Here is a 4446-nt window from a genome sequence, read left to right as displayed (position 1 = left end):
TGTAATCATAAGACCAACGGTAAACGTGTGGTATTGCTCCCGGCCAGTTTCCGTGGATGTGTTCTACGGGTGTTGTCCATTCCAACGTATTTGACTTCCAAGGGTTTTGTGGGGCTTTTTTTCCATAGAATATTGAGCTGATAAAATTATAAAGGAATACCAGTTGTACAGCTGCTGTAATGATGGCAAAAATCGTAATAACTACATTGATATTTGCCAGGTCATCAAAATATGGGAATGCTGTGTTTGTGTAATATCTTCTAGGAAGTCCTGCCATTCCGATGAAGTGCATTGGAAAAAAGATACCATAGGCACCAATGACTGTCACCCAAAAATGTACATACCCCAAATTTTTATTCATCATTCTCCCAAACATTTTCGGGAACCAGTGATACACTCCCGCAAAAAGGCCGTACAGTGCAGAAATACCCATTACAAGATGGAAGTGAGCTACTACAAAATAAGTATCGTGTACATTTATATCAAGTGCACTATCCCCCAAAATAATACCTGTCAATCCACCTGAAATGAAAGTTGAAACTAATCCTATTGAGAATAGCATCGCGGGATTAAACTGCAGGTTTCCTTTCCAGAGGGTTGTGATGTAGTTGAAAGCTTTTACTGCTGATGGAATAGCAATCAACAAGGTTGTAAAGGTAAATACTGACCCTAAGAAAGGGTTCATACCTGAGACAAACATATGGTGACCCCAAACAATTGTTGATAAAAATGCAATAGCCAAAATTGAGGCAACCATGGCACGATATCCAAAAATAGGTTTTCGCGAATTTGTTGCAATAATTTCAGAAGTAATTCCTAATGCGGGAAGTATAACGATATACACTTCAGGGTGCCCCAGGAACCAGAACAAGTGTTCAAACAAAACAGGAGAACCTCCTTGATTGTGAAGTACCTCTCCTGCGATATAAATATCAGACAAGAAGAATGAAGTTCCAAAGCTTCTGTCCATAATGAGCATTAAAGCTGCTGATAATAAAACGGGGAATGATACCACACCAATGATAGCAGTTACAAAAAATGCCCAGATTGTCAATGGAAGTCTGGTCATAGACATTCCTTTAGTTCTCAGGTTGATTACTGTAACAATGTAATTGAGTGACCCTAATAAAGAAGACGCAATAAAAATAGCCATCGACACCAACCAAAGAGTCATTCCGGCACCTGAACCAGGCATTGCTTGTGGTAATGCACTAAGTGGCGGATAAATGGTCCATCCAGCTGCTGCGGGTCCTGCTTCCACAAATAATGACATCAACATGATGATGCTTGAAAGGAAAAAGAGCCAATAAGAAACCATATTCAGGAATCCTGATGCCATATCGCGTGCGCCTATTTGCAGTGGTATCAATAAGTTACTAAACGTTCCACTCAGTCCGGCTGTTAGGACAAAGAAAACCATAATGGTTCCGTGGATAGTTACCAAAGCTAAATATACATTGGGATCCATGATTCCTTCTGCACCCCATTTACCCAGGAAAATTTCATATGCTGTAAATTGTTTATCCGGCCAGGCCAATTGCAAACGAAACAATATTGACATAGCAATACCAATAATTCCCATAAACAAACCGGTTATAAGGTATTGTTTAGAAATCATTTTATGGTCAATACTAAAGATGTATTTAGTTATAAAAGTGTCTTTATGGTGATGATGCCCGTGATCTTCGTGATGATCTGCTGTATTGTTGTGTGCTTCTGTTGACATATCTAGTGTTTCTTAATCTTAAATTTTACTGATTGAATACTTGTTCCATCGTTTTTTGTTCTGCTAACCAAGTCTCAAATTCTTCTTGGGTTTCCACAATAATTTTCATTTGCATATTGTAATGAGAAGCTCCGCATATTTTATTACAAAGCAACAAATAGTCAAATTCATAGGGTAAAAGTGTTTCTTCGCCTAATGCGGTCAATTCGGTATTTTTTGCATTTCTCAGCGCATTGATGTTTTCAACTTTTGCAATTACTTCAGGGTCTTGACGCATTTCTTCAGTAGTGGTTGTAGGAGTAAACGCAAACTGTGTAATCATTCCGGGAACTGTGTTCATCTGGGCTCTAAAGTGAGGCATATAAGCCGAGTGTAATACATCCTGAGAACGCATTTTGAAAAGTACTTTTCTACCGACAGGTAAATGAAGTTCGCGAGTAGGGACATCATCCATTGCATCAGGATCTGAGGCATCAACACCCAACGTATTAACACCTTCTATAAATCGAACATTGGCTTCTCCCAGGATATTGTCTTCGCCGGCATAGCGTGCTTCCCAGGTAAATTGTTTTGCATAAAGTTCAATGACCAGAGGGTCATCTTCTTCACTTACGTTCATAATGTCTGTCCAGGTGAACAAACCATAGATAATCAATCCTGCCAGTACAATTACAGGTATAATTGTCCAGATAAATTCAAGTTTATCATTATCAGCGAAGAAAACGGCTTTTTGGTCTTTTCTTCCTCTGTACTTAAAGGCAAAATAGTGAAGTAAAAACTGAGTAATAACAAGGACAAACATTATAATAACCATTGAAATCAACATCAACTGGTCAATGTCTTTACCGTGTTCAGATGCGGCGTCGGGTAGAAGCACATCACTCCACTCCCAGAATCCATAGATTAAGAATACGTAGAAAAAGACCATAAACCAAACCATTAACTTTCCCTGAAAGTTGTTGTCTTTATCATTCGCAATCTGAGAATTATCTTGCTTTCCAATTTTTGACAATTGGAATATTTTATTCATTTGCCAAATTGCTACAGCAAAAAGTACTAATACGGCTAAAACTAAAAATACTGTCATTTTTATATTGGTTCTTTACAGTTCTAAATTAATAATGAAAATGTTTGCTCTCCTCAATAAAGGGACTTCCTTTAGCCAGAAGCGGTGCTTTTGCAAGTGTAGAAAAAACCACATAAACAAAGAGTCCGAAAAAGAACAATAGAGCACTGATTTCAGGAAGACCAATAAACCAAGAGTCTCCAACTGTTGCCGGCATTACCATAACAAACACATCAATGTAGTGTCCTATAAGGATGATTATTCCTGTTCCAATCACTAACCAATTTACTCGTTTAAAGTCACTATTCATTAATAATAATAGTGGGAAAACAAAATTCAATGCCAGCATACCAAAGAACAAAAGGTTGTAGTCTTCAATTCTCGAAACGAAGTAAGTAACTTCTTCAGGAATATTGGCATACCATATTAGCATGAACTGAGAAAACCACAGATATGTCCAGAAAATACTGAATCCAAACATAAATTTTGCTAAGTCATGGATGTGGCTATTGTTTAAATGTTCTAAATATCCTTGAGATTTTAAATAAACCGCAACCATTGCAATTACTGTAATTGCAGAGACGAGCATTCCTGATAAAACGTACCATCCAAAGAGTGTACTGAACCAGTGCGGATCAAAGCCCATGATCCAGTCCCAGGACATCATTGATTCGGTAACAATAAAAAACACTAAGAATCCTGCTGAAATTTTAAAATTCTTTTTAAACCAATGCATTCCGCCTTCTTCATCTTGCTTCAGTGAATATTTCCTTGAGAAATAACGGTAAGCATTCCATCCCAGCAAATAGATAGCTGCCCTGATTAGAAATGAGGTTTCATTTAACCATGCAGACTTATTAGCAACCAGTGCGTCATATTTTTCACTGGCAGGATCAAAAAGTTCAGCATTCATCCAGTGAAAGATATGGTTTACGTGCATTGCAGATAGCACCAACAATATAAACATTATGATAGAGCCCGGCACAAGATAGCCGGTAATTCCTTCCATGACTCTGAATAATACAGGAGACCAACCCGCTTGGGATACATGTTGAATTGCATAAAATGCAAGGGCGCCCAAGGCAATCATAAAGAAGAAAAATGCTGCCACATATACAGCAGACCAGGGTTTGTTTTGTAATTGATGGTACACGTGTTCAACGTGTGCATCGTCGTGTTGGCTTGATTCGGCGTGGCCGGCATCTCCGTGATTATCGTGATGAGCCAGCATTTCTTTTACTTCCTCTTGTGAACCGGGAGCATTTACAAAACCGGCAACCATACCTAAGGCACCAATGACCATAAATACAATTGCAAAAAGTTTAAGTTTATTAGGTAGCGTGTACATATCTTTAACTATCTCTTTAAATCTACTGTTAGTCTTCTATTTGTTCACTTTCTGAAGTGGTGTTTGCAGGAGCATCTTCCGATTCAGAAATGGTTGCTAATTTAGGATTTCCTTCCAGTTCAGCCTTTAGGTTTTGAACGTGCATTGTGATTTGCCAACGCTCTTCGGGTGTTGTTTGGGCTGTATAAGCTCCCATTGCATTAAGGCCATACATTTGAACGTGGTAAATACTACCTTCAGTAATGACACGACCCGGGTCGGCATAGCTAGGTATTCCTAAAAACTTTTCGCGTTGTGCTAAAATTC

General features: G+C 38.5%; 3 protein-coding genes and 1 pseudogene. All 4 read right to left on the bottom strand.

What is annotated here, in order from left to right; all coding sequences use genetic code 11:
* Window positions 1–1726 (bottom strand): cbb3-type cytochrome c oxidase subunit I (locus AACY61_RS09355; protein ID WP_339611310.1); only part of this gene is annotated, 1726 nt, incomplete at its 3' end.
* Between the two features lie 25 nt (window positions 1727–1751).
* Complete coding sequence (locus AACY61_RS09350) at window positions 1752–2813, bottom strand: cytochrome c oxidase subunit II (protein WP_339611309.1); 1062 nt, start codon at window positions 2811–2813, stop codon at window positions 1752–1754.
* 28 nt (window positions 2814–2841) lie between these two features.
* Window positions 2842–4140: a quinol:cytochrome C oxidoreductase gene (locus AACY61_RS09345; RefSeq protein WP_339611308.1), complete on the bottom strand. Its 1299-nt coding sequence runs from the start codon at window positions 4138–4140 to the stop codon at window positions 2842–2844.
* A 28-nt stretch (window positions 4141–4168) separates the two neighbouring features.
* Window positions 4169–4446, bottom strand: a pseudogene (locus AACY61_RS09340) (cytochrome c); the annotation flags it as partial.

Source organism: uncultured Planktosalinus sp. (genome assembly GCF_963973675.1).
In the GTDB taxonomy this organism is placed as follows: Bacteria; Bacteroidota; Bacteroidia; order Flavobacteriales; family Flavobacteriaceae; genus Planktosalinus.
Note: the sequence above shows the minus strand (reverse complement) of the source record. Positions and strands in the feature narration are given on the sequence as shown.

Bases quoted from the DNA above. Each gene is read 5' to 3' on its own strand.
- AACY61_RS09350 (WP_339611309.1), bottom strand. From the start codon at position 2,813: ATGACAGTATTTTTAGTTTTAGCCGTATTAGTACTTTTTGCTGTAGCA.
- AACY61_RS09345 (WP_339611308.1), bottom strand. From the start codon at position 4,140: ATGTACACGCTACCTAATAAACTTAAACTTTTTGCAATTGTATTTATG.